Genomic DNA, 15,539 nt, shown 5'->3' on the forward strand with positions numbered 1-15,539 from the left:
AAAGCTTCCCTCCATGTCAGGATGGTTGTCGCTCCCCCGACTGCGTCTCCAGCACGTCATGACACGCGGTCATCAATCCCTGGCGTCGCCGCAGACCCGTCTTCGCGCAGCCAGACGATGAACTCCGCGCCCTGCCCCACCGTGCTTTCCACGGTAATGCGGCCACCATAGCGCTCCACCAGCGCATAGCTGATGGACAGGCCGAGGCCGGTCCCCATCTGCTTCCTGGTGGTGAAAAACGGATTGAACAGATTGGGCAGGTCTTCCTCGCGGATGCCGCGGCCCGTGTCGCGCACATGCAGCGTCACGCCGTGCCCTTCCCAGTCGCGCGTGGCCAGCGTAAGGTTGCCACCCTCCGGCATGGCATGGATGGCATTGGTCAGCAGGTTGACGATGACCTGCTGCAGTTCGCTGCGGCTGATGCGCACGCGGCGTGTGGCCAGGCAGGCCAGTTCGACCCGGATGGCCGCGTCCTTCAGCATGTGCCGGACCAGGTCCACGCAGCCGGCCGCGACCTCGCCCACATCCAGGCGCTCGGTATTGCCGGCGTATGCCTCTGGCCGGACAAACTGCAGCAGCCGGTTGGTCAGCAGGTAGATGCGTCGCACCTGCTCATCGATCAGCCGCAATTCATGCCGGACCGGCTCCGCAGCCGGACCGAGAATATCGCGGGCCACGTCCAGGTTACCCTGGATCACCGCAATCGGATTGTTGATCTCATGTGCCACGCCTGCCGTAAGCTGCCCCGCGAGCGCAAGCTTTTCCGATGTAATCAGCTGCTGCCGGGTCGCGCGAAGCACTGCGTTCGCATCCTCAAGCTCGCGGGTGCGCTCGGCGACCTTGCGATCCAGCGAGTCCGCCCAGTCCCTGAGCGCGGCATTGCGCTGCTGCAGGTCCGACAGCAACTGGTCAAACTGTCCGGCGAGCTGGCCCAGTTCATCCTCGCTGCCCACCGGACCCACGCGCGCAGAGGCATCGCCGGCCTGGAGCGCGCGCATGGTGCCGACCATCTTCGTCATCGGCATGAATACGCGACGGGCCCATAGCAGCGAGAACAGCGCGCCCGCCACCGCCAGCAAGATGAACAGGCCCACCAGCATGCCCAGCGCAAGGTCCTTGGCCTGGCTCACCGGCCGCGCCAGGTAGCCTACGTAGAGCATGCCGATGCGCCTGCCGCCGCTGTCCGCGATGGGCTCGTAGGCGCTCATGTAGCGGTCGTTGACCACGAAGGCCAGGTCCAGCCATTTCTCGCCGCGCAGCAGCACCTTGTCGCGCACCTCGCGCGAGACGCGCGTGCCCAGCGCGCGTTCGCCATGGAACAGCCGCACATTGGTGGCGATGCGGGTATCGTCCAGGAACAGCGTCGCGGTGCCCTGGCTGCCGCGCGGCAGGGATTCCGGCTGGTAGACCAGCGCGTTGATGGTGTCGATAAAGCCAAGGTTGTTGTTCAGCAGCGTGCCGCCGTGCAGGATCGCCACCAGCTCGCCTGCTGCGTTGAACACCGGCGCCGCGGCATGCACCACCATGCCGCGGGTTTCCAGCGTCCTGTCGGTCGGCGCGGCATTGGGCGTGGCGCGCAGCGCCACCTGGGCGCGGCGGGCAAGATCGCCGGACACCGCGGCCAGCTGCGCGGCCGACCAGGCATCGGTGGCGGCGTCGGCGCGGCCGGCCGCCGCGCTGGATACCACGCGCCACCCGGCCTGGCTGGTCCCGGAAGCGTCGGCCGGCGCGGCGCTAAGCACCCGGCCTTGTGGGAAGCCTTGCGGGAAGCCTTGCGGGAAGCCTTGTGGGAAGCCTTGCGGGTCGAGCAGTTGCAGGAAATCCAGCCCGTGCGCGCGCCGCGCCTCGTCCAGGACGGCGGCCATGGCACTGCCCCGCTCAGCTCCATCTTCCAGCCCTTCGACCAGCGCGTGCGACCTGGCCTCTTGCAGGACGCGGTCTTTCACCCCATCGACCATATGCTCGAAGTACTCATGAGCAACGAGCAGGTCGCTGTTGACCTTGTACGCCAGCAGGGCCTGGAACACGCGGTCGCCCCACAACGCCATCAGCAGCAGCAGCGCCACCAGCGCCACCAGCAAGGGCGCGACCACGATCGACACCAGCTTGGCGCGCAGCGAGGCGCGATAGCGGCGCAGCAGCGCTGAGGGCGTCAAGCGCGCAGGCCCCACTGCAGGCATTTGCGATCCAGCGTGCGGCGCGAGATGCCGAGCCGCCGGGCCGCTTCCACGCGGTTGCCACCCTCCGCCGCCAGCACCTGCAGGATGTGCCGGCGCTCGACGGATTCCAGCAGCGTGGCGTCGTCGGCGGGCGTCACGGAAGCTGCGCCATGCGTCTGCGGTGCAGCGGCGTCTCCGCTCTCGGCGGCGTGGGCCAGCAGTTCGACCGGGTACTCGCCCAGTATCAGCGCCCGCTCCACCAGGTTGCGCAGCTCGCGCGCATTGCCCGGCCAGTCATAGCCCTTGAGCAGGCACACCAGCGACGGCGACAGCGGCACCGGCGGCAGCCCCAGTTGCGCCGACAGCTGCTCCGAGAAATGCTCGGCCAGCGGCACCACGTCTTCCGGCCGCGTGCGCAGCGGCGGGATGGACACGCCGACCACGTCGAGCCGGTAAAACAGGTCCTGGCGGAAGCGCCCGGCGGCGACCTCGTTGGCCAGGTTGCGGTTGCAGGCGGCAACGATGCGCACGTCCACCGCGATCTCGCGTTCGGTGCCGAGCGGGCGGATGCGCCGGTCTTCGATGACCCGCAGCAGCTTGGCCTGCATCGCCAGCGGCAGTTCCGAGATCTCGTCCAGGAACAGCGTGCCGCCGTCGGCATAGAGGAACAGGCCGTGGCGCGCGCCGGCCGCGCCGGTGAACGCGCCCCTGGCGTGGCCGAACAGTTCGCTTTCGATGATCTCGGGCGCCATCGCGCCGCAGTTCAGCGGCACGAACTGCCCCTGGCGTCCGCTGAGCCGGTGCAACTCGCGCGCCACCACTTCCTTGCCAGTGCCGGATTCGCCCGTGACCAGCACCGTGGACGGCATCGGCGCGACCCGCGCGACCAGCGCCATCACCTTCTTCATGGCTTCCGAATCGCCGATGAAGTCCTTGTGGATGGTGTACTTGTCCAGCTCGCGGCGCAGCAGGTAGTTTTCCCGCGCGAGCCGGGCCTGGTTGAAGCAGCGCCGGATGGCGTTGAGCACCTGGTCGACGCGGAAGGGCTTGACGATGAAGTCCGCCGCGCCGGAGCGCAAGGCGGCAATGGCCGTGTCCATGTCGGCGAAGGCGGTCATCAGGATGACGTCGGCGGGATTGCCGGCCGCGCGCAGTGCCTGGAGCCATTCCATGCCACTGGCACCGGGCAGTGCCACGTCCAGCAGGATCAGGTCCACATGGCGCTGCTCCAGCAGCGCGGCGCCCGCTTCGGCGCTGTCGGCCGTGAGCACGCTGCCCACCTTGGCTTCCAGCGCCCGTGACAGGAACGAACGCATGCCGGGCTCGTCGTCCACCACCAGGATCGTGCGGCGCTGCCAGTTGTCGGCTTCGGCGGCGTTGCTTTGTCGTTCGCTCATCACTTTGGCTGTTGCGGGGGCAGTAGGAGAGTCTAGCGACTGTGCTCGATCCGCCTGTATTGGGGTTAAACCGACCCAGCCGCGCGCTGCGGCCGCCGCGGATGGACATTTTGACCCGCCCGCGGGGTCCGCGTCCGGACATTTTGTCTATCGGCCAGCCCTTCAGGCAGGCCACACACCGCAACCCATTGACGGCAAACGGCATCCGCCATCGGCACAGCTCTTGCTGAACGACGCGCTCCAGCCCTGCGCACCCGCGCAACAAGAGGCTGCCACTTCCAGGTAGGAGACAACTACATGTCCTATTCCGCGCAAGCGCAAACACCCGCCGAGCAGACGCAACACCGTGCCGGGCCATCGCCATCCCGGCCGGCATCGCGGCCATCGCCCTTCTCCAAAGAAGCGATCATCGCGCGCCCGGGCTTCAACCGCTGGATGGTGCCACCCGCTGCGCTGGCGGTGCACCTGTGCATCGGCCAGGCTTACGCGTTCTCGGTCTTCAATGAACCGCTGACCCGGATCCTCGGCGTCACGCGCCCGGCGCCGGGCGACTGGCAGCTGACCACGCTGGGCTGGGTGTTCTCGCTGGCGATCTTCTTCCTTGGCATCTCGGCCGCGTTTGCGGGCAAGTGGCTGGAGAAGGTCGGTCCGCGCCGCACCATGTTCACGGCCGCCTGCTGCTTCGGCGGCGGCTTCCTGGTGTCGGCGGCGGGGATCTGGCTGCACCAGATCTGGATGCTGTACCTGGGCTACGGCGTGCTGGGCGGGATCGGGCTCGGGCTTGGCTACGTGTCGCCGGTATCCACGCTGATCCGCTGGTTTCCGGACCGCCGCGGCATGGCCACCGGGATGGCGATCATGGGCTTCGGCGGCGGCGCGATGATCGGCGCGCCGCTGTCGGTCGCGCTGATGAACCACTTCAAGAGCGCCACCAGCGCGGGCGTGGCCGAGACCTTCCTGGTCATGGGCGTGATCTATTTCATCTCGATGTCGCTCGGCGCGCTGGCCATCCGCATCCCGGCCCCGGGCTGGGCGCCTCCCGGCTTTGTGCCCAAGGCCAAGGCGAGCAAGATGGTCACGCACGCCAACGTGCATATCGACCAGGCGCTGAAAACGCCGCAGTTCTACCTGCTGTGGCTGATCCTGTTCCTGAACATCACCGCCGGCATCGGCGTGCTGGGCCAGGCGGCGGTGATGATCCAGGAAACCTTCAAGGGCACCATCACCGCGGCCGCCGCGGCTGGCTTCGTCGGCCTGCTCAGCATCGGCAACATGACGGGGCGCTTCCTGTGGAGTTCCGCCAGCGACTACTTTGGCCGCAAGCTGACCTACGCCATCTTCTTCGCCTTCGGCGCCGCGCTCTACCTGGCCGTGCCGGCGATCGGCGCGGCCGGCAATGTAGCCATGTTCGTGGCCTGCTATTTCCTGATCCTGACCATGTACGGCGGCGGCTTCAGCACCATTCCCGCCTACCTGGCCGACATGTTCGGCACCGCCTACGTGGGCGGCATCCATGGCCGCCTGCTGACCGCCTGGGCCGCAGCCGGCATTGCCGGGCCGGCGCTGGTGAACTACATCCGCGAACACAAGCTGGCGCTCGGCGTGCCCCGCTCCGAGGTCTACGTCGACACCCTGCACATCATGGCGGGCCTGCTGGTGGTGGGTTTCATCTGCAACCTGCTGATCCGGCCCGTGCATGCGCGGCACCACCTGCGCGAAGCCGCCAGCGCGGCCTGACCGCGCCTGCCATCAAAACAACCAGGAGACAAGCCATGCAAAACGACCGCACCTTCGGCAAGACGCTGCTGCTGCTCGCGTTCTGGACCTACGTGCTCATCCCGCTTGGCGCGGGCATCTGGTCGACCCTCGGCAAGGCCATGACGCTCTTCACCTGAGCCGCCGCGGCGGCTGTCCGCCGCATCACGCTCCGTGCCTGCGGCGGCGGGCGCGATCCCGCCGAGTTCAAGGCGGGGTCTGCCCATGACTGTGATCCCGCGCAGCGGCGCCATCTGTACTGGTGGCGCCATGTGCCTGGCCAGCCCTGCTTCCGGCCCGCACAACTGAGCTTGAACAGTTCCGCAGGAACTGTATCCCTGGCGGGCAGGCTGTCATCCGTACGCTTGTCCGTAATGTCGCGGCACGGCCCATCGTGCCGGCGGCGCCCCACGGAGAGCACCTCAATGCACGGACTCACAGCCCTGGACCTTGCCCGAACCCAGTTCGGGTTTACGGTTTCCTTCCATATCCTGTTTCCCGCCATCACCATCGGGCTGGCCTGCTTCCTGGCGTTCCTGGAAGCGCGCTGGCTGCGCACGCAGGACACCGTCTACAAGACCCTGTACCAGTTCTGGATCAAGATCTTCTCGCTTAACTTCGGCATGGGGGTCGTCTCCGGCCTGGTCATGGCCTATGAGTTCGGCACCAACTGGTCGGGCTTCTCGCAGTTCGCCGGGGGCGTCACCGGCCCGCTGCTGACCTACGAGGTGCTGACCGCCTTCTTCCTGGAGGCGGGCTTCCTCGGCGTGATGCTGTTCGGCTGGAACCGCGTCGGGCCGGGGCTGCACTTCTTCTCGACCGTCATGGTGGCGCTCGGCACCATGATTTCCTCGACCTGGATCCTGGCATCGAACAGCTGGATGCACACCCCCGCCGGCTACGTCATCGTTGCCGGCAAGGTGGTCCCGACCGACTGGCTGGAAGTAATCTTCAACCCGTCGTTCCCCTACCGCCTTGCGCACATGGTCATCGCCGCGCTGCTGTCCACCGCGCTGTTCGTGGCGGCGTCCTCGGCCTGGCAACTGCTGCACGGGCGCGCCGTGCCCGCCGCACGCAAGATGCTGTCGCTGGCGATGTGGATGGTGCTGATCACCGCGCCGATCCAGGCGATGGTGGGCGACGCACACGGCCTGAACACGCTGGAACACCAGCCCGCCAAGATCGCGGCGCTGGAGGGACACTGGCACACGGCCCCCAGGGATGACAAGAACGGCTTCCCGCTGATCGTGTTCGGCATCCCGGACATGGAGCGCGAGGAAACCCGCTACGCCATCGAGATCCCGCGCCTGGGCAGCCTGATCCTGACGCACACCCTTGACGGCCAGATCCGCGGCCTGAAGGACTTCCCCAGGGAAGACCGCCCCAATGCCACGGTGCTGTTCTTCACCTTCCGCACCATGGTGGGCCTGGGCGTGGCGATGATCGGCTTCGGCCTGCTGGGATGGATACTGCGCCGCAACGGCGCGCTGTACCGGTCCAGGGCGTTCCTGCGCCTGGCCGTGGTGATGGGCCCCACCGGCCTGATCGCGCTGCTGGCCGGCTGGATGACCACGGAGATCGGCCGCCAGCCGTGGGTGGTGTACGGGCTGCTGCGTACCCGGGATGCCGTGTCCGCGCATGCGGCCGGCCCGGTGGCGCTGTCGCTGGCGCTGTTCGTGGTGGTCTATTTCGTCTGCTTCGGCGTCGGCATCCGCTACATGCTCAAGCTGGCCAGCGCCGGCCCCGCTCCCGATGCACACCCGCACCCGCATCCAGACGACAGGCCTTCCTACGGCCCCGGCAGCGTCGTTCCCGCCGCCATCGCCGCGGCTTCCGTTCCCCACGCGATGGCCCGGCACGGCCGCCGCGAATCCTGAACCCTGAACAGGTGATCGACATGGGTATCAACCTTCCCGTTATCTGGGCCACCCTGATCTTCTTCGGCGTGATGATGTACGTCATCATGGACGGCTTCGACCTGGGCATCGGCATCCTCTTCCCCTTCGTCGGCGACCGCCATGACCGCGACGTCATGATGAACACCGTGGCGCCGGTCTGGGACGGCAACGAGACCTGGCTGGTGCTGGGCGGCGCGGCGCTGCTGTGCGCCTTCCCGCTGGCCTACTCGGTGCTGCTGACCGCGTTCTACCTGCCGCTGATGTTCATGCTGCTGGGCCTGATCTTCCGCGGCGTGGCCTTCGAGTTCCGCTTCAAGGCCAGCGACCGCAGCCGCCCTTACTGGGACGCTGCCTTCACATGGGGCTCGGTGGTTGCCGCCTTCTTCCAGGGCGTGACGCTGGGCGCCTATATCGACGGCATCGCCATGGACGGCACCACCTACACCGGCGGCGCGCTGGACTGGCTGGCACCGTTCCCGATCTTCGCGGGCGTGGGCGTGGTAATCACGTACGCCTTCCTGGGTGTCACCTGGCTGATCATGAAGACCGAAGGCCGGCTGCAATGGACCATGCTGCGCGTGACCAACGTGCTGACTGGCGTGATGGTGGCCATGATCGCGGCAGTGAGCGTGTGGACGCCGCTGACGCACCCGGAGATCGCGCAACGCTGGTTCGCGCTGCCCAACGTGTTCTTCTTCCTGCCGGTGCCGCTACTGGTTCTTGTCTCCGCCGCGGGCATCTACCGCGCCCTGCACCGCCGCCCGAACGTGGCGCCGTTCCTCTACGCGCTGCTGATGATCTTCATGGGCTATACCGGGCTGGCCATCAGCATCTGGCCCAATATCATCCCGCCGGGGATCTCGATCTTCGACGCGTCGTCGGCCCCGCAGAGCCAGGGCTTCGCGCTGGCCGGCACGCTGTTTATCGTGCCGATCATACTGGCCTACACGTCCTGGTCCTACTACGTGTTCCGCGGCAAGGTGAAGCGCGGGGAGGGGTACCACTGATGGCCAGGCTCATGCGTTCCGGGCTCGCGTCGCGCCTGGGCTGGCTGCTGGCACTGTGGCTGGCGGGCGTCGGCACGGTCTTCGCGTGCGCCAGCCTGATGCGGCTGCTGATGCGCGCGGTCGGGCTCTCGAGCTGAACATGGCCTCGTCCACCCCGATCCCCCGCGCCACGGCACATGCGCCCGATGCATCCGGCACGCTCGCGGCAGCATGGGCACGGAGCCCGGACTTTGCGCCGTGGCTGCATTCTCTGAAGGTGTTCGGCGCGGCCATGCTGGCGCTCTGCGTGGCGCTGGCGCTCGGCCTGCCGCGACCCTACTGGGCCATGGCCACGGTGTACCTCGTGTCCAGCCCGCTGGCCGGCGCCACCCATGCCAAGGGCACTTACCGCGTGCTCGGCACGCTGCTGGGCGCGGTATGCGCGGTGGCACTGGTGCCGCTGCTGGTCGACGAGCCCGTGCTGCTGATGGCGGCGATCGCGTGCTGGACCGGGGCCCTGCTCTACCTGTCCCTGCTGGAGCCGGCACCGCGCAACTACATCTGCCTGCTGGCCGCCTACACGCTGCCGATCGTTGCGCTGCCCACGGTGAGCCATCCGGCGACCGTCTTTGATGTGGCTCTTGTCCGCATCGAGGAAATCGTGATCGGCATCGTCTGCGCCAGCGTGGTCAGCGCGGTGGTCTTCCCCGTGCACACCACCCCGGCGCTGGCCGCGCGCGCATCCGCCTGGCTGGACCACGCCTCGCGCTGGATCGATGACTTGCTGGCCACCGATGCCAGCGCGGGCCAGCGCCACGACAGCTTCAGCCTGCTGGCCGCCGACATCCTGGCGATGGAAACGCAGTTCGCCCCGCTCAGCTATGAAACCGACGGCGCACCGGCACTGCGGCGCGCCCGCGCCCTGCACCAGCGCATGACGGCCCTGCTGCCACTGGTGCTGGCACTTGCCGATACCGTCGGCGCCTTGCGCCGGCACCCGTCGGGCATGCCCGACGCGCTTGCGCAGCGGCTGCACGCTACGCTGGCCTGGATCGCCGGCGAGAAGGGCGCAAGCCGCCCCGCGCCTTGCTGGCTACCCTCAGGCGCTGCACCGGCCGCAACCGCGGACTGGCATGCGCGCCTGGCCGCGGCCACCGGCACCTATCTCGATGAACTGGCAGACCTCTGGCAAGACTGCCGCCTGCTGCAAGCGAGCCTGCGCCACGATGGCGGCGAGCCGGCAACGCTGCGCTATCGCGTCGAGCCCGCCGGACAGGCCCGCCACCATGATCACGCCCAACTGTTGTTTCGCGCCGCCACCGCCGGATCGGCCACCTTCGCGGCGGGCTTGCTGTGGATGGTGTCAGGCTGGATCGACGGCGCCGTTCCGGTCGGGCTGGTCGCGCTCGCCAGCTGCTTCATCGCCAGCACCGCGGAGCCGCGCCTGGTGGCCGGCCGGGTGATCGCGTGGGGCATCGCCTGCGCGCTGCTGTCCTGGTACTACCAGTTCGTGGTGCTGGTGCTGGCGCATGACTTCGGCTCGCTGGCAGCGCTGCTGTTCGTTCCGTACCTGTTGATCGGCGCCATGACGACACAGCCGCGCAATGCGCTGTTCGGCGTGCTGCTGGCGGTCACCGCGGCGTCCTTCCCGGGGCCTCGGCACCTCGATGCGGCCAGCTTCGCAGGCATCTTCAACGGCAGCCTGGCGAGCCTGGCGGCGCTGGTGTTCGCCGCGTTATGGGCCGTGCTGATGCAGCCATTCGGCCAGCAACTGGTGGCGTACCGGCTGGCCAGGGCCAACTGGAACGAGATCGCGCTGGCCGCGCATCCGCGCGCGGCGGTCAACAGCGCACGGCTGCGCGGCCGCATGCTGGACCGGCTGCTGCGCCAGTGGCCGCCGCTGACGCGCCGCAATAACGCCAGCGACAAGCCGGCCGGCGATGCCGTTGCCGACTTCCTGGTGGAATCCGCCGTACTGGTGCTGCGGCGCGCCTGTGTCGGTACCCGGGCCGTGCCTTGCCGTGCCGTCGAGCGCGCGCTGGCAGGTGTGGCGCGCCACTACCGGCAGTGCGCACGCATCGGCCATGCCGCCACGCCCGCGACGGCGCCCGCCGCGCAGATCGATGCGGCCTGCGCAGCGCTGGCCACGACGGTTCACGCCAGCCCCCGCGCGGCACTGGCGGCACTCACCACCCTGCGGCTCGCGCTGTACCCGGACCATGGAGATCACCATGCACGCCACTGAATTCGACCTGTACGGCGTCTTCGTGCCGGCCACCGTCGTGTGGATGCTGGCGGCGTTCGCCATCACCGCCGGCGCGCGCGCCGCGCTCTCCCGGATCGGCTTCTACCGCGTCGTGTGGCACCGGTCCCTGTTCAATCTCTCGCTTTATATCCTCGTGTTGGGCGCGATCGTCGCGCTCGTCTGGCAGGCTCCATCATGAATCGCAAGCTTTCGCTGCTCGGCCCCTACGCGGTGACCCTGGCAGCCGTGGTCGCGGCGGCACTGACCGCCTGGCATCTTTGGCAGTACTACACCGAGGCGCCCTGGACGCGCGACGGCCATGTGCGCGCCGAGGTGATCCAGGTCGCGTCCGATGTCTCCGGGCTGGTCACGGCCGTGATGATCGATGACAACGCCCGCGTGCACCGCGGCCAGGTCCTGTTCGTGCTGGACCAGGAGCGCTTCAGCCTGGCGCTGCGCCAGGCGCGGGCCGAGGCGGCTTCGGCACGTGCGGCACTCGCTCAGGCCCGGCGCGATCCGGCCGCCCAGGCGCGCATCGACGCAGCCGATGCCGCCGTGGAACTGGCCAGCCTGAACCTGGCCCGCTGCCGCGTGACCAGCCCCGTGGATGGCTACGTCAGCGACCGGCTGCCGCGCGCGGGGGATTTCGCCATGCGCGGCAGGCCGGCCTTGTCGGTGGTGGCCAGCGGCTCCCAGTACGTCGAGGGCTACTTCGAGGAAACCAAGCTGCAGGCGATCCGGGTCGGCAACGTCGCGGACGTGCACATCATGGGCCTGCCCGCGCCCCTGCGCGGGCGTGTGCAGAGCATTGCCCCCGGCGTCGAAGACCAGGACCGCAACCGCGGCCCGAACATGCTCCCCAGCGTCAACCCGACCTTCAACTGGGTGCGGCTGGCACAGCGCATCCCGGTACGCATCGCGCTGGACAAGGCGCCGCCCGGTGTACGCCTGATCGCCGGCCAGACCGCGACGGTGCGCATCCGCGAGCTGCGCGAGTAGGCGCGCTGCCGCCTCGCCCCAACTGTTCTGCTCCTGCGGCGGCCAATGTGTGCGCCCTGCCGGGCGCAGCCCGTCCCTACCATGGAGACTGAACCGGCCCCATGCTGCCGGGCCATTGGGGCCATTGCCCACCGGAGATCCGCCATGCAAGCAGCGCTTGTGCAACAAATGCCCCTCACCACCCACGCCTACGTGCCGGAGCCGGCACCGGCGGCCTGCAGGGACCAGCTTGGCCGCCCGCTGCGGGACCTGCGGCTCTCCGTGATCGACCAGTGCAACTTCCGCTGCACCTATTGCATGCCCAAGGAGCGCTTTGGGCGCGACTATCCCTTCCTCTCCCCCGCGCAACGCCTGTCAGACACCGAGTTGCTCGGCATCGTGCGGGCCTTTGTCGGCCTGGGCGTGGAGAAAGTGCGTTTGACGGGCGGCGAGCCACTGCTGCGCAAGGGCATCGAGTCGCTGGTCGAGGGCATTGCCAGCATGCGCACCCTCGACGGCGGCCAGGTGGAAGTGGCCATGACCACCAACGGCAGCCTGCTGGCACGCAAGGCCCGCGCGCTGCGCGATGCCGGCCTCGGGCGCGTCACGGTCAGCCTGGACAGCCTCGACGACGGCGTCTTCCGCGCGATGAACGACGTCGATTTCCCGGTGGCAGCGGTGCTGGAAGGCATCGACGCCGCGTGCGCCGCCGGCCTGCAGCCGGTCAAGGTCAACTGCGTGGTCGAGCGCGGCACCAACGACGCGCAGGTGCTGCCGCTGGTCGGGCATTTCCGCGGCAGCGGCGTCACGCTGCGCTTTATCGAATATATGGATGTGGAGGGGCCGCGCGGGTGGTCACAGTCGCGCGTGGTGCCTTCCGGTGAGATCCGCGCCATGGTCGAGCGTGCGCATGCGCTGCTGCCGGTCGCGCGGCGGGAAGCCGAGACTGCCAGCAACTATATGCTGGCCGATGGCAGCCTGAAGCTGGGCTTTATCTCCAGCATTTCACACCCCTTCTGCGGCGATTGCACCCGCGCACGCGTTTCGGTGGATGGCCGCCTGCACCTGTGCCTGTTCGCCACCTGCTCCGTCGACCTGCGCCCGCACCTGTCGGCCGCCCGCCCTGCCGAATCACTCGCCGCTGCCATCAGCCAGGCTTGGCAGGCGCGCGGCGACCGCTACTCCGAACTGCGCGCGGAACGGCTTGCCAGCGGCGAGCAGCACCCGAGGCAGTACCCGACCGTACGCATGTCGCTGGTGGGCGGCTGAGCCGCTCAGTCAGTCTCCGGGAACACCTGCGCGGCAAGCTCCACCCCCGCCTGCGTCAGGCTGGCGTGGCCGTGCCCCGCCTCGTCGATCGCAAACTCGGCCAGCCCCGCGGACTGTAGCTGCGTCAGCACGCGCCTCAGCACGCTCATCGGCAGTTGCGCCCGCTTGGCGATTTTTGCAAGCGACCAGGGCGTTGCGCCGCCTTCGTGCGCGGCCTGGTGCAGCACCTCCAGCGCGGCGAGGATGGCGGGATCGATCTCAGTGTCCAACATGGCCTGGTTTTTCCTGTGCTTGCTGCCGGCTCCGCGCCAGCAGGTGCTGCGCGATCTTGCCCAGCGTCTGCACCGCGGATTCGATGCCGGGCGACCATTCGGCGCTGTAGTTCAGCCGGATGCAGTTGGCGTAGGTGGCGCCGGGCGCGAACATATGGCCCGGCGCGACCGTGATGCGGTGGTCCAGCGCGGCGTGGTACATCTCCATGGCATCGATGCCTTCCGGCAACTGCACCCACAGCACGTAGCCGCCCGCCGGCCGCGACGTGGTCGTGCCTTCGGGGAAGAAGCGGCGCACCGCCACCGCCATGATGCTGGCCTGCTGCGCGTAGGCCTTGCGCACACGCCGCAGGTGGAAATCGTAGCCGTCGTTCTTCAGGAACTCGGCGATCGCCAGCTGCGGGATCGCCGGCGTGGTCAGCGTATTGAGGAACTTGAGCCGCTCCACCGCTTCGCGGTAGCGGCCCGGCAGCGCCCAGCCGATGCGGTAGGCATTGGTCAGCGTCTTGGAGAACGAGGCGCAGTGCAGCACGATGCCGGCCTTGTCGTGGGCCTTCAATGAGCTGGGGTGGACTTCGCCGTAATAGAGTTCGCCATAGACGTCGTTCTCGATGACCGGGATGTCCTTTTCGGTCAGCATCGCCACCAGGCTGGCCTTCTTGTCGTCGGGCATCCGGAAGCCGAGCGGGTTCTGGAAGTTCGGCATCACCATGCACGCCTTCACGCCCTTCTCGTCGATCAGCCGCGCCAGCGCCTCCTGGTCGATGCCTTCCACGGGGTCGGTCGCCACCTCGATGGCGCGCATCCCCAGGCGTTCGATCGCGTGCAGCATGGCGTAGAAGGTCGGTGACTCCACCGCGATGGTATCGCCCGGCTTCGCCACCGCCTGCAGGCACAGGTTGATGGCTTCGGTGGCGCCGATGGTAACGATCACTTCGTTGGGATCGATGGCCTGGCCGTTATCCAGGTAGCGGCGCGAGATCTGCCGGATCAGCTCGGGGCTGCCGGGCGGCAGGTCGTCGAGCAGCGTCCACTTGGCATAGCGGCGGGCGATGTTGTTGGCGTACTGGTTGATGCGCTGCCAGGGGAACAGCGACGGATCCGGATACGGCGAACCCAGCGGCACGGCATCGTCCGAGCGGATCGAGCGCAGCGTGGACAGCACCAGCGCGCTGACGTCAACCGCCGAGGGCTTGGCGTTGGGCCGGGACGTACGCAGTTCGATCGCGGGCTCGCCCGGACGCGCGCGCACGAAGTAGCCGGACTGCGGCCGGCTTTCGATCACGCCGCGGCTTTCCAGCAGCACATAGGCGCGGATCACCGTGGTAATGCTCATGCGGTGGTGCTGGCTGGCCTGCCGCACCGATGGAATGCGCTCGCCCGGCAGCAGTACGCCCTGCTGCACCAGTGCCTCGATATCCGCAGCCAGTTTTTCATAGAGTTTCACGCTGCGCTCCCCGCCTGCCGTGCCGCCGGTCTTGTTCAACCAAGCCAACGATGGAGATCATAGTACGGCAGCGGCACATGATGGAGCGATCCGGCGCTTTGCGGCCCCACGCGCACAAAGCCGCTGGCCTGGCCGAGCGCGGATACGGACGCCGCGCCCTGCTGCGCGGTGACCTGCACGACGCTGTCCCGGCTGCCCGTCGAAGCTCAACATGTCGCGTCTTCCGTCATTTCCAGCGCAACACCGGTGTAGTCGACGTAACCGTCGGCGCGGCAGAAGCTGAGCAGGCGCACGCCGGCCTGCTCGGCAATGCGGATCGCCAGCGAGGTCGGGCCCGAGATCGTCGCCAGCATCTGGATGTTCATGCGCGCGGCCTTGCGCACCAGTTCATAGCTCGCACGGCTGGACAGCAGCACGAACCCGTCGTCCAGCGCCACGCGCCGCATGGCCAGGTGGCCGATCAGCTTGTCCAGCCCGTTGTGCCGGCCGACATCTTCGAACGCATGCAGGATCTCGCCGCTCGCGTTGCACCACGCCGCCGCATGCACACCACCGGTGGCGCGCATCAGCCGCTGGTGCGAAGGCAACGCCGAGACGGCGCGCCCGAGCAGTTTGCGCGAAGGTTCCAGCCGCCGTGCCGGCTCGCGGATACGCGCAGGCTGCAGGTCGAGCAGTTCCAGGCTCTCGATGCCGCAGACGCCGCAGCCGGTGCGGCCCGCCAGCGCCCGGCGCTGCGCCTTCATCGCGGCGAAGGCCTGTTCGCTGATCTGCAGCTGGACTTCGGCGCTGTACCGGTGCACGCGGACCTCGATGTCATGGATCTGCGCGTTGTGGGCGACGATGCCTTCGGTCAGCGAGAAACCCACGGCGAACGCTTCCAGGTCCAGCGGCGTGGCCATCATCACGGCGTGTGAGATGCCGTTGTAGACCAGCGCGACCGGCAGCTCCTGCGCCACGTTGTCGAGCGCCGGCCGTGCCTCGATGTCCTTGTGGCGGACGATGGAGCGGGATTCATAGCCTGTGTGCCGGATCTGTTCGACCTGTTCGATGCAATGCATGGGGACCTCATGAAACTGTGAATTACCACCGGTTTGCTCCCCTCTCCCGCTTGCGCTTGCCTTTACCCACATCTC

14 protein-coding genes are annotated in these 15,539 nt (G+C 68.1%); 9 read left to right on the top strand and 5 right to left on the bottom strand.

What is annotated here, in order from left to right; genetic code table 11:
- Positions 1 to 56: 56 nt before the first annotated feature.
- Positions 57 to 2,180, bottom strand: coding sequence for a sensor histidine kinase (locus tag CTP10_RS24790; protein ID WP_116322900.1), 2,124 nt, complete (start codon positions 2,178 to 2,180; stop codon positions 57 to 59).
- Entirely contained in the window at positions 2,153 to 3,556 is a 1,404-nt protein-coding gene (locus tag CTP10_RS24795; protein ID WP_116322901.1) for a sigma-54-dependent transcriptional regulator, read from the bottom strand. The genes CTP10_RS24790 and CTP10_RS24795 overlap by 28 nt, the downstream gene beginning before the upstream one ends.
- 297 nt (positions 3,557 to 3,853) lie before the next feature.
- Between CTP10_RS24795 and CTP10_RS24800 the strand changes: the two genes are divergently transcribed.
- The 9 genes from CTP10_RS24800 to moaA all read left to right on the top strand — a co-directional run bounded on the left by CTP10_RS24800 (position 3,854) and on the right by moaA (position 12,687).
- Entirely contained in the window at positions 3,854 to 5,293 is a 1,440-nt protein-coding gene (locus CTP10_RS24800; RefSeq protein WP_116322902.1) for an L-lactate MFS transporter, read from the top strand.
- A 35-nt stretch (positions 5,294 to 5,328) separates the two neighbouring features.
- Positions 5,329 to 5,451, top strand: a complete 123-nt coding sequence (locus CTP10_RS24805) for an MFS transporter small subunit (protein ID WP_271815722.1) — start codon at positions 5,329 to 5,331, stop codon at positions 5,449 to 5,451.
- A gap of 285 nt (positions 5,452 to 5,736) precedes the next feature.
- On the top strand, positions 5,737 to 7,188 hold the full coding sequence (locus CTP10_RS24810; protein ID WP_116322903.1) for a cytochrome ubiquinol oxidase subunit I: 1,452 nt from the start codon (positions 5,737 to 5,739) through the stop codon (positions 7,186 to 7,188).
- A 20-nt stretch (positions 7,189 to 7,208) separates the two neighbouring features.
- Positions 7,209 to 8,216, top strand: a complete 1,008-nt coding sequence (cydB, locus tag CTP10_RS24815; RefSeq protein ID WP_116322914.1) for a cytochrome d ubiquinol oxidase subunit II — start codon at positions 7,209 to 7,211, stop codon at positions 8,214 to 8,216.
- Between the two features lie 11 nt (positions 8,217 to 8,227).
- A complete protein-coding gene (locus tag CTP10_RS24820; protein WP_233528378.1) occupies positions 8,228 to 8,353 on the top strand; it encodes a DUF2474 family protein in 126 nt (41 codons plus the stop codon).
- Between the two features lie 2 nt (positions 8,354 to 8,355).
- Entirely contained in the window at positions 8,356 to 10,440 is a 2,085-nt protein-coding gene (locus CTP10_RS24825; protein WP_116322905.1) for an FUSC family protein, read from the top strand.
- Positions 10,427 to 10,639 carry a DUF1656 domain-containing protein gene (locus CTP10_RS24830; protein ID WP_116322906.1) on the top strand — a complete coding sequence of 71 codons (213 nt, stop codon included), beginning with the start codon at positions 10,427 to 10,429 and terminating at the stop codon, positions 10,637 to 10,639. The genes CTP10_RS24825 and CTP10_RS24830 overlap by 14 nt, the downstream gene beginning before the upstream one ends.
- Positions 10,636 to 11,439, top strand: coding sequence for an efflux RND transporter periplasmic adaptor subunit (locus tag CTP10_RS24835; protein WP_116322907.1), 804 nt, complete (start codon positions 10,636 to 10,638; stop codon positions 11,437 to 11,439). The genes CTP10_RS24830 and CTP10_RS24835 overlap by 4 nt, the downstream gene beginning before the upstream one ends.
- Positions 11,440 to 11,583: 144 nt before the next feature.
- Positions 11,584 to 12,687 (top strand): GTP 3',8-cyclase MoaA, encoded by a 1,104-nt coding sequence (gene moaA / locus CTP10_RS24840; protein ID WP_116322908.1) that lies wholly within the window; start codon positions 11,584 to 11,586, stop codon positions 12,685 to 12,687.
- A 5-nt stretch (positions 12,688 to 12,692) separates the two neighbouring features.
- On the opposite strand, the gene CTP10_RS24845 is transcribed toward moaA, so the two are convergent.
- From CTP10_RS24845 to fdhD, 3 genes are all read right to left on the bottom strand, one after another.
- Positions 12,693 to 12,959, bottom strand: coding sequence for an Rrf2 family transcriptional regulator (locus tag CTP10_RS24845; protein ID WP_116322909.1), 267 nt, complete (start codon positions 12,957 to 12,959; stop codon positions 12,693 to 12,695).
- The gene (locus tag CTP10_RS24850) at positions 12,946 to 14,406 is read right to left on the bottom strand and encodes an aminotransferase-like domain-containing protein (RefSeq protein ID WP_116322915.1); all 1,461 of its coding nucleotides are present in this window, start codon (positions 14,404 to 14,406) and stop codon (positions 12,946 to 12,948) included. Before CTP10_RS24850 ends, CTP10_RS24845 begins: the two co-directional genes overlap by 14 nt.
- A gap of 206 nt (positions 14,407 to 14,612) precedes the next feature.
- A complete protein-coding gene (gene fdhD / locus CTP10_RS24855) occupies positions 14,613 to 15,464 on the bottom strand; it encodes a formate dehydrogenase accessory sulfurtransferase FdhD (RefSeq protein ID WP_116322910.1) in 852 nt (283 codons plus the stop codon).
- Between the last annotated feature and the right edge of the window lie 75 nt (positions 15,465 to 15,539).

The sequence above is a fragment of the Cupriavidus sp. P-10 genome, assembly GCF_003402535.2.
In the GTDB taxonomy this organism is placed as follows: domain Bacteria; phylum Pseudomonadota; class Gammaproteobacteria; order Burkholderiales; family Burkholderiaceae; genus Cupriavidus.